This is a genomic window from Sphingomonas sp. A2-49, from assembly GCF_025548555.1.
In the GTDB taxonomy this organism is placed as follows: Bacteria; Pseudomonadota; Alphaproteobacteria; order Sphingomonadales; family Sphingomonadaceae; genus Sphingomonas.
In genome coordinates, this window is sequence record NZ_JAJLPA010000010.1 from 21,392 (window position 1) to 35,205 (window position 13,814).

The 13,814-nt window shown below is 69.0% G+C and carries 17 protein-coding genes and 1 riboswitch; of the genes, 11 read left to right on the forward strand and 6 right to left on the reverse strand.

The features are described from left to right. Positions 1 to 5 precede the first annotated feature (5 nt). From LPN01_RS10175 to LPN01_RS10185, 3 genes are all read left to right on the forward strand, one after another. The gene (locus tag LPN01_RS10175; protein ID WP_262828284.1) at positions 6 to 824 is read left to right on the forward strand and encodes a sterol desaturase family protein; all 819 of its coding nucleotides are present in this window, start codon (positions 6 to 8) and stop codon (positions 822 to 824) included. Further along, positions 793 to 1,179 carry a DUF2141 domain-containing protein gene (locus tag LPN01_RS10180; protein ID WP_262828285.1) on the forward strand — a complete coding sequence of 129 codons (387 nt, stop codon included), beginning with the start codon at positions 793 to 795 and terminating at the stop codon, positions 1,177 to 1,179. The genes LPN01_RS10175 and LPN01_RS10180 overlap by 32 nt, the downstream gene beginning before the upstream one ends. Positions 1,180 to 1,249: 70 nt before the next feature. After that, positions 1,250 to 2,134: a MipA/OmpV family protein gene (locus LPN01_RS10185; protein ID WP_410482824.1), complete on the forward strand. Its 885-nt coding sequence runs from the start codon at positions 1,250 to 1,252 to the stop codon at positions 2,132 to 2,134. Positions 2,135 to 2,157: 23 nt separating this feature from the next. Here the strand turns inward: LPN01_RS10185 and LPN01_RS10190 are convergent, their stop codons facing one another. Both LPN01_RS10190 and LPN01_RS10195 read right to left on the reverse strand, forming a co-directional pair. Next, positions 2,158 to 2,901, reverse strand: coding sequence for an anti-sigma factor domain-containing protein (locus LPN01_RS10190; RefSeq protein WP_262828286.1), 744 nt, complete (start codon positions 2,899 to 2,901; stop codon positions 2,158 to 2,160). Further along, positions 2,888 to 3,466: a sigma-70 family RNA polymerase sigma factor gene (locus LPN01_RS10195; RefSeq protein ID WP_262828287.1), complete on the reverse strand. Its 579-nt coding sequence runs from the start codon at positions 3,464 to 3,466 to the stop codon at positions 2,888 to 2,890. The genes LPN01_RS10190 and LPN01_RS10195 overlap by 14 nt, the downstream gene beginning before the upstream one ends. Before the next feature lie 217 nt (positions 3,467 to 3,683). Here LPN01_RS10195 and LPN01_RS10200 point away from each other — a divergent pair, with 217 nt between their 5' ends. The 8 genes from LPN01_RS10200 to LPN01_RS10235 all read left to right on the forward strand — a co-directional run bounded on the left by LPN01_RS10200 (position 3,684) and on the right by LPN01_RS10235 (position 11,940). Then, on the forward strand, positions 3,684 to 4,709 hold the full coding sequence (locus LPN01_RS10200) for a ferritin-like domain-containing protein (RefSeq protein ID WP_262828288.1): 1,026 nt from the start codon (positions 3,684 to 3,686) through the stop codon (positions 4,707 to 4,709). Between the two features lie 17 nt (positions 4,710 to 4,726). Beyond that, positions 4,727 to 5,764, forward strand: coding sequence for a ferritin-like domain-containing protein (locus tag LPN01_RS10205; protein WP_262828289.1), 1,038 nt, complete (start codon positions 4,727 to 4,729; stop codon positions 5,762 to 5,764). A gap of 239 nt (positions 5,765 to 6,003) precedes the next feature. Further along, the gene (locus LPN01_RS10210; protein ID WP_262828290.1) at positions 6,004 to 7,107 is read left to right on the forward strand and encodes a ferritin-like domain-containing protein; all 1,104 of its coding nucleotides are present in this window, start codon (positions 6,004 to 6,006) and stop codon (positions 7,105 to 7,107) included. Positions 7,108 to 7,156: 49 nt separating this feature from the next. Next, positions 7,157 to 8,140, forward strand: coding sequence for a ferritin-like domain-containing protein (locus LPN01_RS10215; RefSeq protein ID WP_262828291.1), 984 nt, complete (start codon positions 7,157 to 7,159; stop codon positions 8,138 to 8,140). 69 nt (positions 8,141 to 8,209) lie between these two features. Further along, a riboswitch (TPP riboswitch) is annotated at positions 8,210 to 8,318 on the forward strand. A 38-nt stretch (positions 8,319 to 8,356) separates the two neighbouring features. Beyond that, positions 8,357 to 10,255, forward strand: a complete 1,899-nt coding sequence (thiC, locus tag LPN01_RS10220) for a phosphomethylpyrimidine synthase ThiC (RefSeq protein ID WP_262828292.1) — start codon at positions 8,357 to 8,359, stop codon at positions 10,253 to 10,255. Between the two features lie 90 nt (positions 10,256 to 10,345). After that, on the forward strand, positions 10,346 to 10,858 hold the full coding sequence (locus LPN01_RS10225; RefSeq protein ID WP_262828293.1) for a hypothetical protein: 513 nt from the start codon (positions 10,346 to 10,348) through the stop codon (positions 10,856 to 10,858). Beyond that, entirely contained in the window at positions 10,848 to 11,411 is a 564-nt protein-coding gene (locus LPN01_RS10230) for a hypothetical protein (protein WP_262828294.1), read from the forward strand. Before LPN01_RS10225 ends, LPN01_RS10230 begins: the two co-directional genes overlap by 11 nt. Positions 11,412 to 11,463: 52 nt before the next feature. Then, on the forward strand, positions 11,464 to 11,940 hold the full coding sequence (locus LPN01_RS10235) for a GNAT family N-acetyltransferase (protein WP_262828295.1): 477 nt from the start codon (positions 11,464 to 11,466) through the stop codon (positions 11,938 to 11,940). Positions 11,941 to 11,964: 24 nt separating this feature from the next. On the opposite strand, the gene LPN01_RS10240 is transcribed toward LPN01_RS10235, so the two are convergent. Genes LPN01_RS10240 through LPN01_RS10255 form a run of 4 tightly spaced genes read right to left on the reverse strand, consistent with a single transcriptional unit; the run spans position 11,965 to position 13,773 of the window. Then, positions 11,965 to 12,246, reverse strand: coding sequence for a DUF427 domain-containing protein (locus LPN01_RS10240; RefSeq protein WP_262828296.1), 282 nt, complete (start codon positions 12,244 to 12,246; stop codon positions 11,965 to 11,967). Positions 12,247 to 12,305: 59 nt separating this feature from the next. Further along, positions 12,306 to 13,001, reverse strand: coding sequence for a uracil-DNA glycosylase (ung, locus tag LPN01_RS10245; RefSeq protein WP_262828297.1), 696 nt, complete (start codon positions 12,999 to 13,001; stop codon positions 12,306 to 12,308). 1 nt (position 13,002) lies between these two features. Further along, positions 13,003 to 13,305: an alkylphosphonate utilization protein gene (locus LPN01_RS10250; RefSeq protein WP_262828299.1), complete on the reverse strand. Its 303-nt coding sequence runs from the start codon at positions 13,303 to 13,305 to the stop codon at positions 13,003 to 13,005. Between the two features lie 30 nt (positions 13,306 to 13,335). After that, on the reverse strand, positions 13,336 to 13,773 hold the full coding sequence (locus tag LPN01_RS10255) for a pyridoxamine 5'-phosphate oxidase family protein (protein WP_262828300.1): 438 nt from the start codon (positions 13,771 to 13,773) through the stop codon (positions 13,336 to 13,338). Positions 13,774 to 13,814 lie beyond the last annotated feature (41 nt).

Below are 13,814 nucleotides of genomic sequence, written 5' to 3' on the forward strand. Positions count from 1 at the left end.
CGGCCATGCTGCTCGCCATCACCCTGTCCGCGCTGGCGATGACGACGATCGTCGGCGTCCGCTACCTGATCGTATCGGGCGCATTCGCCGCGGCGACGCGGCTGCGGCATCCCGGGCTGTACCGCGGCCTCGATGCCCAGATGCGCCGCGAGATCGCGTGGAGCCTCGCCTCCGCCGCGATCTACGGCATTCCCGCGGGCGTGCTCGCCTGGGGGTGGCAGGCGCATGGCTGGACCCGGATCTACGCGGACGTGCACGCCCGGCCGCTCTGGTACCTGCCGGTGTCGGTGCTGCTCTACCTGGTCTGCCACGATACATGGTTCTACTGGACGCACCGCTGGATGCACCGGCCCGCGGTGTTCCGGGCGGCACATGCGGTCCACCATGCCAGCCGTCCGCCGACCGCCTGGGCGGCGATGGCCTTCCACCCGATCGAGGCGGTGACCGGCGCTGTTGCAATTCCGCTACTGGTGCTCGTGATTCCGATCCACGTCGGCGCTCTGGGCTTCGTGCTGGCGATCATGACCGTTATGGGCGTGACCAATCACATGGGATGGGAGATGTTCCCGCGGTTCATGTGGCGGGGTGTAGTGGGGGGATGGCTGATAACCGCCAGCCATCATCAGCGTCACCACGAACAATATGGGTGCAATTATGGGCTCTACTTCCGCTTCTGGGATCGCATGTGCGGCACCGACCGCGGCGTCGGCGACTTCGCGCGCACGCATGCCCGCGCGGCGGTCGCGCGCCAGGCTGGGCCGCTGCGCGGCGCTGCTTCCCGCGGCGGGGCTGGTGCTGGGCGCGGCGCCGATCGCGCATCTTGACGTCTCCGTCAGCCAGATGCGGTCCGCCAAGGGCCTGTTGCGCGTCTGCCTGACCGCCGATCCCGACAATTTCCCCGCCTGCATCGACGACGCCGACGCGGTCACCCGCTCGGTCCCGGCGGGCACGCACGCGCTGCGCTTCGAAGGGCTGCCGACGGGCAATTACGCGGTGGCCGTGATCCACGACGAGAACGGCAACGCAAAGCTCGACACCTTCGCCGGCATCCCGCGCGAAGGCTTCGGCTTCTCGCGCAATCCGGTGATCCGATTTTCCGCCCCCCGCTTCGCCGCCGCGCGCTTCGCGGTCACCGGTGATGCAAATCAGCAACAGATCAGGATGCGTTACATCCTCTGACTCATCAGACCGGATAGTTTTGGACCGACCCGCGTTGCGGCCCCTTGTAACAGGTTTGGAGCCGTCGCCTTTGTCCCGTCCCACGTCCCTCGCGCTGTCCCTGGCGCTGGCGAGTGCCACGCTCGCGTCCCCGGTCGCTGCCCAGACGGTGCCGCCCGACACCGGCTCGATCGCCTCGACCGCCGCCGAACTCGACCCCGATCGCGACTCGATCACCGCGGGTGCCGCCGCGGTCTATCTGTCCGACTATGAAGGATCGAACGACTATCGCTGGGTGCCCGCGCCCGCCGCGATCGGATCGATCAAGGGCTACAGCTTCACGCTCGCCGGCAACCGGGCGAGCGTCGACCTGATCCGCAATCCGCCGGGACCGTCGTGGGATCTGCAGGCAGGACCGGTCGGCCTCGTCAATTTCAACCGCACCGGGCGCCAGAACATCGCCGACCGCCGCGTCCGCGCGCTCGGCGAGCGCGGCACCGCGATCGAACTCGGTGGCTATGTCGGCATCGGCAAGACCGGCGTCATAACCAGCCCCTACGACAAACTGTCGGTCTCGCTCAGCTATCGGCACGACGTTTCGGGCGTGCACGACAGCGGCATCTGGCAACCGACGGTCAATTACCTGACGCCGCTCAGCACCAAGGCGGCGGTCGCCGTCTTCGCCTCCGCCGAACATGCCGGTCGCGGCTATGCCACGACCTATTTCTCCGTGGCGCCCGGCCAGACGCTCGCGAGCGGACTGCCCGCCTATGACGCGCGCGGTGGCTGGAAGAATTACGCGATCGGCGGCCTGTATACCTATTCGCTGACCGGCAACCTGCTCAAGGGGGTCAAGCTGGTCGCGGGCGGAACATACCGCCGCATGCTTAACGACTTTGCCGACAGTCCGCTCGTCAGCGTCGCCGGGTCGAAGAACCAGTGGCTCGGCGCGGTCGGGCTGGCCTACACCTTCTAGCGGCGCAGGTCGGCGCGGCGGGATCAGGCCTTCAGCTTGCCCGCCGCGACGACCGGTCCGGTCGGCAGGCCGGTCGGCGAACCGCCGGCGGGTTCGATCGAGATCGCCAGCACGGTGTCGTCGGCGATGTGACCGCGCAGCGCCGCGGGCACGATCATCTCCGCCCGCGTCGCGTCGGCCATCACGCCGAGCGAGCGTGGCGCGGCGCTGCCCTCGATCGCCCAGACCTCCGCCGATCGCCCGGCGGGCACGTCGACCGCGCCGGCGATCCGGACGACCCCGCTGGCGGGATCGTAGGCGGCGGCGACGGGCGTGCCCTTGCCGGTCGGGGCCATCGCCGCGATCAGCGGCGGTGCGGCAGGGATGCGGACCGCGACGGGGACGCGCACCGGCGCCGGCGCCGGGCGCAGCATCAGCATCGTCGTCACCGCGAGCAACAGGCAGGCGGCGATGCTCGTGGCCAGTGCCAGCATCCGCCAGCGCGCGCCATTGTCGTTGGCGGCGGCCGGCACGCCCGCCATCCCGTCCGGTGCGCGCGCATCCAGCGACGCCTCGATCCGCGCCGCGACCTCGGCCGGCGCCGCGACCGCGGGCCAGCCGGCGAACAGCGCCGCGAGCCAGTCGCGCCAGCGCTCGACCTCGCCCGCGAAGGCGGGTTCGCGGATCAGCCGGTGCAGTGCGGCGTCGCGCTCGGCCCCGTCGAGCAGCCCCAGCGCCAGTTCGGCGGCGGCCATATCGGGAAGGGGGGCGTCGTCAGGCGGGGGCATCGAGACAGCCCCGCAACGCCAGCAGCCCGCGCCGCACCCAGGATTTCATCGTGCCGAGCGGCACCGCCTGGCGCTCCGCCAGTTCGGCATAGGTCAGTCCGCCGAAGAACGCGCTGCGGATCGCGCCGCGCTGGCGGCTCTCGATCCCCTCCAGGCAATCGTGCAGCCGCGCATTGGCCTCGTCGGCGATCAGCAGGTCGTCCTGCGCCGGGCGCCCGTCGGGCACCGCATCCGCTTCCTCGACCGGTGCCGAGCGGCTGCGCCCCTGGCGTCGCCGCCAGTCGATCGCGCGGTTGCGGGCGATCGTCGCCAGCCACGAGATCGGGCTCGCGCGTCCCGGCTGATACGCGCCCGCCCGGTTCCAGATGATGAGATATACGTCGTGCAGCACGTCCTCGGCGCCTTGTCTGTCGCCGCAGATACGCAGGCAGATGCCGAAAAGCTTCGCGGATGTCATCGCGTACACCGAACGAAATGCGGCGCGATCCTCTTGCCCCGTGCGGATCAGCGCCTCGACCAGCGCGGCGCGGGCAGCATTGGCGGCGGTTTGATCGGCTGGCTGCACGACGCAAAGGCTAGCGGGACTTTTGCAATGCGGCAAGGCGCTCCGGGTGAACGATATTATGACGTCACTCGTCACCCGAGCATCGCGCTTCTTTCTTTTTCGGCGCGCGCATCCGATCCGCCGGTTCGTGCGTAACTGCCCGAGGTTGACCGGATTCGCCGCGCCAGTTTGGCGCCGGGATCACGGACACCCGCTTAGGTGAGGGAGGTTACCGACGATGACCCAGACCGATCAGATGTCCGATCAGATTATCGAGGCGTTCGACGCCCGTGCGCGGCGGCGCGAGGAGCGCCGCGGCTTCTTCAAGAACGCCATGGGCATGGCAGCGGTAACCGCGGCCGGCGCGGCGGCGATGTCGATCGCCAGCGACGCGGCGGCACAGACCACCGGCCCGTCGGAAGTCGATGTGCTCAATTTCGCGCTCAACCTCGAATATCTCGAGGCGCAGTTCTACAGCTATGCCGCGACCGGCCAGGGGCTGCCCAACAGCCTGCTCACCGGCGGCGTCGGCACGCAGGGCGCGGTCGTCACAGGCACCGGTGCCGGATCGGCGCGCAAGGTCGCCTTCGCTGATCCCGCCATCGCCGCCTATGCACGCGAAATCGCGGCCGACGAGGTGGCGCACGTCACCTTCCTGCGCGCCGCGATCCGCGGCACCAGCGGCAGCGACGCGCTGATCGCCGCACAGCCCGCGATCAATATCTCGGGCGCCGCCGGCGGCGCGTTCTTCGCGGCGGCCGCTGCCGCCTCGCCGTCGCTCGCGGGGTTCGATCCCTATGCGGACGATAACAGCTTCCTGCTCGCCGCCTTCGTCTTCGAGGATGTTGGAGTCACCGCGTACAAGGGCGCGGCGGGCGCGCTCATCAACAACAAGACGTATCTGGAGGCCGCGGCCGGCATCCTGGCGGTCGAGGCCTATCACGCCGCCATCGTCCGTACCGCGCTATACGCCCGCGGGCTTGCCGTTCCGTCGCTGCGCACCACGGCCGATACGATCTCGAACCTGCGCGATTCGGTCGACGGCTCCACCGACCTCGATCAGGGTATCTCGCCGGTGACCAACGCGCTCGGCGTGGTGTCGAACATCGTGCCGCTCGACAACAATGGCCTCGCGTTCAGCCGGACGCCGGCCCAGGTCCTGAACGTCGTGTATCTCACCAATAAATCCGTGAATTCCGGAGGATTCTTTCCGTCCGGCATCAACAACGGAAACACCGCGCTTCGCTCAAGCGGCGCGAACTGAACAGGAGAGGACGCATCATGACCAACCCTATTTCGGTCCTCGACCTCGTCGAGCAGGCCAAAGCCCGTCGCGACGCCCGTCGCGCATTCATCAAGGTCGCCGCCGGCAGCGTGGCCGCGGCCGGCGGCTTGTCGCTGCTTGCCGCCTGCGGCAACGACGACAGCATGTCGACGCCGTTCCCCACGCCGACGCCGACGCCGACCACCGCGGTCAGCACGGACGTCGCGGTGCTGAACTTCGCGCTCAATTTGGAATATCTCGAAGCGCAATTCTACAGCTACGCCGCGTTCGGTTCGGGTCTCTCCCCCTCCGTCCTGACCGGGACGGGGACGCAGGGATCCGTCGTGACGGGATCGGGCGCCGGCTTCCCACGCGCCGTCGACTTCTCCGGTGACCCGTTGATCGGCCAATATGCGCGCGAGATCGCCGGCGACGAGAACGCCCATGTGCTGTTCCTGCGCAATGCGCTGGGATCGGCGGCGGTGGCGCAGCCCGCGATCGACATCAGCGGCACGGCGACCGGCGCGTTCACCGCGGCGGCACGCGCCGCGGGCGTCGTGGCGGCGGACGGCCTGTTCGATCCCTATGCCAGCCCGACCAACTTCCTGCTCGGCGCCTATATCTTCGAGGATATCGGCGTCACCGCCTACAAGGGGGCATCGCCGGTCATATCGGCCATGTACCTCGATGCGGCAGCGGGCATCCTGGCGGCGGAGGCCTATCACGCGGGCCTCGTCCGCACGATCCTCTACGCCCGCGGCGTCACCAACGCCGACCTCATCACCGCGACCAACAAGATCTCGGACGCGCGCGATCTGCTCGACGGGACCGGGGACGACGACCAGGGCGTGGCCGGCACCAACATCGGCAACTTGGCGACGGGCGTGTCGAACATCGTGCCGACCGACACCAACGGCATCGCCTACAGCCGCAGCGTCCAGCAGGTGCACAATATCGCCTATCTGAACCTCACCGGCGCCAACCGGACGCGCGGCGGGTTCTTCCCGGCGGGGACCAACAATCCCAATCCGGCCTTTACCGTCGGCCTCGGCTGACGTGACCGTCTCGGCCAGCCGCCCCCTCCGGGCCGGCCGATGAACGATCCTCCCTCGATCGCCCCAAGGGGCGGCCGGGGGAGGATTTTTCGTTGCGGCGCGGGCGCGGATCGTGCCGCGCGGCTCCGTTCGGCCCCGTTCGGCCACGCGCGGGGTTGACGCGTGGGACGGGATGCGGAACGGCACGGGGCCTATGGGTCGGTCCGCTGCCGCCCCGCGCGATGGGGAGAACCCGAGTAATGACCGCCCGAGTAGAGATCACCGGTGCCGACCTGACCGCAGCGCTCGACGCGCGCGCCCGGCGCCGCGACGAACGCCGCGATTTCTTCCGCACCGCGGTGGGCGCGATGGCGGTCACCGCCGCCGGCGCCTCCGCGCTGACGCTCGCCGGCCCGGCCGCGGCGCAGACCGCGACCTATACCGACGCGGACATCCTGAACTTCGCGCTCAACCTCGAATATCTCGAGGCGCAGTTCTACAGCTATGCCGTGACCGGTGCCGGCCTTCCCGCCGCGCTGCTGACCGGCGCGGGTACGCCGGGGGCGGTGTCGCCGGGCGCGGCGGTGACGTTCAGCGACCCCGTCATCGCCCGCTACGCGCGCGAGATCGCGGCGGACGAGCTGGCCCACGTCACCTATCTGCGCACCGCGCTCGGCGCGACGACCGCGGTGGCGCAGCCCGCGCTCGACCTGTCGGTCGGGCCGAACAGCGCCTTTTCGAAAGCGGCGGTCGCCGCCGGCATCATCACCGCCGGCCAGACCTTCAACCCCTATCTGAACGACGAGACGTTCCTGCTCGCGGCCTTCATCTTCGAGGACGTCGGCGTCACCGCCTACAAGGGCGCCGCGCCGCTGCTGACCAGGACCTATGTCGAGGCCGCGGCGGGTATCCTGGCGGTCGAGGCGTATCACGCGGCGACGATCCGCGGCGAACTGTACCGCAAGGGGCTGGTCGCGGGATCGACGCTGATCGCCAGCGCCGGGGGCATTTCCGATGCGCGCGACAGCCTCGATGGCGGGACCGAGATCGACCAGGGGATCGCGGCGGGCACCGCCGTTGCGCCGGGCCAGATCGCGCCGACGCCCACGCCGACCGCGACCGCCACGGCGACGCCGACGCCGACCCCCACGCCGACGCCGACCGCGACCCCGACCGCGACGCCCACTCCGGTGCAGACCTATACGGTGTCCAACATCGTCCCGACCGACACCAACGGCATCGTCTACAGCCGGTCGCCCAATCAGGTGCTCAACATCGTCTATCTCAATGCCGCGGCAGCGAGCGCGGGCGGGTTCTTCCCGTCCGGCCTCAACGGCACGATCAAGGCGGCGACCGCCTCCTGATCGCGCGCCCGCGCTTCCTCGACCTTGCGTATCCAGGGGATCTGACCCGATGACCGACCTTCCGACCGACACGATCTTCGACGCGATCGCCGACCGCCGCGCCGAACGCCGCAACTTCCTGCGCTATGCCGGCGGCGCCGCCGCCTCGGCGGGCGGCCTCGCGCTGCTCGCGGCGTGCGGCGGCAACGGCGGCGACGCCACCCCCACGCCGACCCCGTCCGCGACCGCACCGACGGTCGGCGCGGACGCCGACGTTCTCAACTTCGCGCTCAACCTCGAATATCTCGAGGCGCAATTCTATTGCTGGGCGGCGTTCGGCCAGGCGATCCCGGCCGGCCTCACCACCGGCGTCGGCACCGTCGGCACCGTCACCGGCGGCGCCGCAGTGCCCTTCACCGACCCCGTCGTCGCGCAATATGCGCGCGAGATCGCGCTCGACGAGGTGCAGCACGTCACCTTCCTGCGCAGCGTGCTGGGCTCCGCGGCGGTGGCGATGCCGGCGATCAACATCGCCGGCGACGCGACCGGCGCGTTCACCGCGGCGGCGCGCGCCGCGGGCGTCGTCGGCGCGACCGGCGTGTTCAACCCCTATGCCGACGACGTCAGCTTCCTGCTCGGCGCCTATCTGTTCGAGGACGTCGGCGTCTCCGCCTACAAGGGGGCATCGCCGCTGATCGTCAACAAGACCTTCCTCGAAGCCGCGGCCGGCATCCTCGCCACCGAAAGCTATCACGCCGGGCTGATCCGGTCGGTGCTGTATCGCAAGGGCGTCGACGCGAGCGCGATCTACACCAACGCCCGCCTGATCTCCGACGCGCGCGACGGCCTCGACGGCAGCGCGGACACCGACCAGGGCATCGGCGACGCGACCACCGCCAACATCGTGCCGACCGACACCAACGGCCTAGCCTACAGCCGGTCGACCGGACAGGTGCTGAACATCGTCTATCTCAACAAGGCGGCGGTCGGATCGGGCGGGTTCTTCCCGTCGGGCATCAACGGCAACATCCGCACCAGCGCCGCCAGCGGCTGACCGATCGGGGGTCGCCCCGCGGGGCGGCCCTTTTTCATTGGCGCGCACTGCGCCAAGCGCGTACAACCCGCGTATCCCCGGGGGAGCGATATCGCACGCTTGAGAGGAAGGCAGCAGCCTTCGACCCGCCGAACCTGATCCGGTTGACACCGGCGGAGGGAGGGAGCGGCTTTCACCGGAAATCCGCCCGCTCTCCGTATCCTGGAGAGCGCACTTATGGCCGACGTCCCCGCCCGTACCGAAATCGGCGTCACCACCGGTCCGATCCGCGGATCGAAGAAGGTGCACGTCGGCCCGCTCGGCGTCGCGATGCGCGAGATCCATCTCGATCCGTCGTCGGGCGAACCGCCGCTGCGCGTCTACGACACCTCGGGTCCCTATACCGACCCGCAGGCGCGGATCGACATCATGGCGGGCCTGCCGCAGCTGCGCCGCCAGTGGATCGAGGCGCGCGGCGACGTCGAGGCCTATGACGGCCGCGAACTGCGTCCGGAGGACAACGGCCAGCTCGGCCCCGACCGGTCGGGCGGCGTGCCGCAATTCCCCAATACGGTGCGCCGCCCGTTGCGCGCCAGGGCTGGGCAGAATCTCAGCCAGATGCACTACGCCCGCCGCGGCATCGTCACGCCCGAGATGGAATATGTCGCCACGCGCGAGAACCTCGGCCGCGAGCGGCTGAAGGATTACAAGCGCGACGGCGAGAGCTTCGGCGCGGCGATCCCCGATTTCGTGACCCCCGAATTCGTCCGCGACGAGGTCGCGCGCGGCCGCGCGATCATCCCCAACAACGTCAACCACCCCGAATCCGAACCGATGGCGATCGGTCGCAACTTCCTCGTCAAGATCAACGCCAACATCGGCAACAGCGCGGTCGCCAGCAACGTCGCGAGCGAGGTCGACAAGCTCGTCTGGTCGATCCGCTGGGGTGCCGACACGGTCATGGACCTGTCGACCGGGCGCAACATCCACGACACGCGCGAATGGATCATCCGCAACAGCCCCGTGCCGATCGGCACCGTGCCGATCTATCAGGCGCTGGAAAAGGTCGGCGGCGTCGCCGAGGAGCTGACGTGGGAGATCTTCCGCGACACGCTGATCGAACAGGCCGAACAGGGCGTCGACTATTTCACCATCCATGCCGGCGTCCGCCTGCCCTACATCCCGATGACCGCGAAGCGCGTCACCGGGATCGTCAGCCGCGGCGGGTCGATCATGGCGAAATGGTGCCTCGCGCATCACCGGGAATCGTTCCTCTACGAACGCTTCGACGAGATCACCGAGATCATGAAGGCGTATGACATCGCCTACAGCCTGGGCGACGGCCTGCGTCCCGGCAGCATCGCCGACGCCAACGACGAGGCGCAGTTCAGCGAATTGTTCACGCTCGGCGAACTGACCCACCGCGCCTGGGCGCAGGACGTCCAGGTGATGATCGAGGGCCCCGGCCATGTGCCGATGCACAAGATCAAGGAAAACATGGAAAAGCAGCTCGAGGTGTGCGGCGAGGCGCCGTTCTACACGCTTGGGCCGCTCACCACCGACATCGCGCCCGGCTACGACCATATCACCAGCGGCATCGGCGCGGCGATGATCGGCTGGTACGGCACGGCGATGCTCTGCTACGTCACGCCCAAGGAGCATCTGGGACTGCCCGACCGCGACGACGTCAAGGTCGGCGTGGTCACCTACAAGCTCGCCGCGCATGCCGCCGACCTCGCCAAGGGCCATCCCGCCGCGCAGATGCGCGACGACGCGTTGAGCCGCGCCCGCTTCGACTTCCGCTGGCGCGACCAGTTCAACCTCAGCCTCGATCCCGAGACGGCGGAATCCTTCCACGACCAGACGCTGCCCGCCGAGGGCGCCAAGACCGCGCATTTCTGCTCGATGTGCGGCCCCAAATTCTGTTCGATGAAGATCACCGCCGAGGTGCGCGAATTCGCCGCGAAGCAGAACCAGCCCGCCGACGGCTTCATCGCCGCCGACGCGGCGGATGCGGACCGCGCGCTGTTCGCACAGGGCAAGGGCAGCATCGCCGACGCCGAGGCCGGCATGGCGCAGATGAGCGAGACGTTCCGCGCGAAGGGCAGTGAGGTGTACCTGCCCGCGGCGGAGTGATTTTCGCGATCGCCGGGATTGCACCATAACGGTGCAGTCTCGGCTGTCGCCCTCGTCGTGCATCGGTCATCGCGGCGCCTGATAGCAGGCGTGATTCAGCGGGGGACGATGGCGGCGGGAACGTACGGGTGGAAGCTATTGGCGGGGCTAGCAGCGGGGGTCGTCGCCATCCAGGCGGGCACCTACGCGGTGCTGTTCGCCACGATCGGCGACGCGGCGGCGCGGGGGCAGTTCGGTGACGCGTTCGGTTTCGCCAATGCGCTGTTTTCAGGGCTTGGGTTTGCCGGCCTGATCTGCACGCTCAACCTGCAACGCGCCCAGATCACCGCACAGCAGGACGAAGCCGCGATCATCCATCGCGAAGCCGCCGCGGCGCTGACCAACCAGCAACGATCCAACCATCTCAGCGCGCTGACCTTCCTCATGGCGCATTACGATGTCGAGCTGGCGCGTCTTTCGGGCGCGTTGCCGAGCGGACCCTCCGGGGCGACGCTGCTCGCGCGCCGTGCCACGCTGAAGGCGCATCGCGAACAGCTCGAAGGGATCATCGGCGGCCTGCATGCGCAGGTCGTGTCCGGCCTGGGAGATCGACATGTACGGTAACGTCCTCACCAATCGCCAGCTCAGCCGGCTGATGGCCGACAAATCGCTCCAGATCCGGCCGTTCGTGGCATCGTCGCTGAAGGAGGCGGCCTACACGCTCAATCCGGGCCGCATCCTGCGCCTCGGCGGGGCAGGCCGCTGGAACGTCGTGCACATCTTTACGAACAGCGAACCGGACTTCCAGCTGGAGGCCGACGAATATGTGATCGTCGAGCCGTTGCAGGCGGTGACGATCACGGTCGACGGCATCATCGGAACCTTCATCCAGGCGTCCACCAACGTCGAGGAGGGACTGTTGGTCGTCGCCGGACAGATCGACAGCAAATATGGTACGCGGGGAGAGGCCCTGCGCTTCGGCGTGAAGAACCTGTTTTCGAAACCCAATGCGATCTCGGTGAAGACGCGGCTGGTCCACCTTCAACTCATCGACCTGCGCGGCAGCACGGCCGATCCGGTCGTCCGGACCCAGCAGCAGGAAGAGACGTGGGATGCGCGCCGCCGCACGCGGTTCGAACGCGACGATTCCGACGGTCCCCTGCCTCCCGGCGCGTGACACGACGATGCGATGGCGTTTGCGCCCCGCCGGCGACGCGGTAGCAGGCGGCATGCACATAGTCCGCTACACCGACGCGCTCGCTCTGCATTTCGCGCGCATCAACGCCGCGTGGATCGAGGCGATGTTCGTCCTCGAAGATCACGACCGCCACGTCCTCGCGCATCCGCGCGAAGCCATCGTCGACAGGGGTGGCGTCATCCTCTTCGCCGCCACGCCGGACGGGACGGTCGTCGGGACCGGCGCGCTGATGCCGATCGCACCGGGCGTGTACGAACTCACCAAGATGGGCGTATCCGCCGAGGCGCGCGGATCCGGGGCGGGGGCGGCGTTGCTGGCCGCATTGATCGATCACGCGCGCAGCCTCCCGGCCATCGATACGCTATACCTGCTCACCAGCCGCAAGTGCGTCGCCGCGATCCACCTCTACGAACGCGCCGGTTTCGTCCACGACGCGGATACCATGGCCCGCTTCGGTAGCGCGTACGCGCGGTGCGATGTCGCGATGCGCTACCCGCTGGACGGCTGATCCGCGCGCACTCGCTGCCCCGGTTCAGCGCACCTCGACGCCCTTCCAGAAGGCGACGCGGTTCCGGATCGCCGCGGCGGCGTCCTTCGGCTCGGGATAATACCAGGCGGCGTCGCGGTTCTCCGCGCCGTCGAAGGACAGCGTGTAATAATGTGCCGTTCCCTTCCACGGGCAGACGCTGGTCGTCGCGCTGTCCTTCAACAGTGCGGCATCGACCGCGGCGAGTGGGAAATAGGCATTGCCCTCCACCGTCACGATGTCGTCGCTCGCCGCGATCCGTGTGCCGTTCCACCAGGCTTCCGCCATGTCCGTCTCTCCCGTGTCGTGTGCGTCTGAACCGATGGCGTCGCGAAAGGCTGCGCGGGTCACGGGGCGGGCGGCAGACGCCAGTCGATCGGCGCGGCGCCGTGCGCAATCAGGAAGGCGTTGGCGCGGCTGAACGGGCGGCTGCCGAACCAGCCCTTGTAGGCGGACAGCGGCGACGGATGCGGCGCGGCGAGCACCAGATGGTTGCCGCCCCGGTCGACGGTGCGGACGAACGCCGCCTTGCGCTGCGCATGCGCGCCCCACAGCAGGAACACCACCGGATCGGGTTTGGCCGCGACCGCGCGGATAACCGCATCGGTGAATGCCTCCCACCCCTGCGCGCGATGCGAGGCGGCGCGCCCGCTTTCGACCGTCATCACCGTGTTGAGCAGCAGCACGCCGGCGCGTGCCCAGGCTTCGAGGAACCCGTGCCGCGGCGCGGGGATGCCGAGGTCGGTCGTCATTTCCCTGTAGATGTTGGCGAGGCTGGGCGGCACCTTCACGCCCGGCCGCACCGAAAAGCTCAGGCCATGCGCCTGCCCCGGCCCGTGATAGGGGTCCTGGCCGAGGATGACGACCCGCACCGCGTCGAGCGGCGTCAGCTCCAGCGCGCGGAAACGGTCCGTCGCGGGCGGGAAGACCGCCTTGCCCGCCGCCGCCTCGGCATCGAGGAACGCGTGCAGCGTGGCCATGCCGGGCGCTTCGAACGCGTGCGCCAGCGGCGCCTCCCAGCTCGGGTCGATGCGCGGCCGCATGCTAGCGCTTGCGCACGAACTCGGCGCGCAGCACCAGCCCGCGGATCCCGTCGAACTTGCAGTCGATCTCCTGCGCGTCGCCGGTCAGCCGGATGCTCCGGATGAGCGTGCCGCGCTTCAGCGTCTGGCCCGCGCCCTTGACCGCCAGATCCTTGACCAGCGTCACCTGGTCGCCGTCGGCGAGCAGATTGCCGACCGCGTCGCGGACCTCGACACCGGTCGACAGCGCCGCGGCGGCGGCATCCGCGGCGCTGATCCATTCGCCACTCGCCTCGTCGTAGACGAAGCTGTCGTCGTCCTGCATCGCATGTCCCCCGGGTTCGAAGGAGCGCTCCTACAGCGAAACCTCGCCCTCGTCCTCCCCATCCCAATAATGGACGCGGGCGGCGTGGACGTGGATCATCACCAGGCCCGGCGTCGCGGTACCCTGTTCGAACCAGCGGTCGAGGTCGGGCGACCAATGGTCGTCGAACGCGGCCCTGTCGCGCACCAGCTCCGCCTCTCCCTCCACCGCGACGAAGAACGGCCGCATGCCGAGCATGCCGCTCTTGCCGAGGAAGCTCAGCCCGACCCGCGGATCGCGACCGATGTCGCGGACCATGCGGGTGTCGTCGGTGGTGAAATAATAGCTGTCGCCGTCGTAATCGACCTGCGCGTTGTTGCTCATCGGCCGCGCCGCGATCGCGCCGCCGTCGGTGTGGGTGGACAGCATCGCGAAGTCGATCTCGCGCATCGCCTTCGACAGGTCGGCCAGGGTCTTGGTCACGGGCATCCACTCCTATGCGGTCTGTGCGACGGGGAACGCGCGACGCG